Origin of the sequence: uncultured Methanobrevibacter sp. (genome assembly GCF_947169325.1) — an archaeon.
Taxonomy (GTDB): Archaea; Methanobacteriota; Methanobacteria; order Methanobacteriales; family Methanobacteriaceae; genus Methanocatella.
In genome coordinates, this window is sequence record NZ_CAMVPN010000001.1 from 131,108 (window position 1) to 131,823 (window position 716).

The following is a 716-nucleotide window of genomic DNA, read 5'->3' on the forward strand; positions in this document are numbered from 1 at the left end:
CGAAATAAATCAATATTAACATATTTTCACATCGTTTTTTATTTTCACATAATTTTTAAGCTTTGCTTTGTTGTCTCTTGTTATTTTCGTGAAATAATTTCTTAGATTTTTTTATTTCAACTCTTCGCTTTTAAATTCTATTCCTTAGGCATGATTTTTGTTCGTATATATTGAAAAAAAGTATGGTTGAAAGTATTTTATTTATAGGTGGTATTGCTGTTTAATAATTTGGAATAGGTTAATTAAATTGCATATATTTTGCTTTCATCGATTACATCATTTAATATTTTGTAAAATTAGTATTTTTTAATCTAGTATTTTATAAATTCGTACTCATTATGTACCTAAATTTTACCATTTTATTGAAAAATGTTTAGTTTATTTTTGATATTGCATCTATTGTTTGGTAATTGTTCGTAAGTATTGGAATATATTTAGAATAATATCTTTTTTATTTCTTTTGTTTAGTTTTAGGTATGCCTAAATTAATAATATCCAAGATTTAGTGTTGTGTTTAAAAAGGTATTAATTTTTGATTATAATGATGAACAAATGTTCATAATTTTTAATAAATTTCTGAAATGATTTTAATTATTTTTTCAAAAGGTTTGAAAGTAAACCTTATATATTATAAGAATCTAAAATAAATATCACTATAGACTCTCCATAATCCGTTAAAAAAATTAACGGGTGTTATAAAATGGAGGGGGTGTATT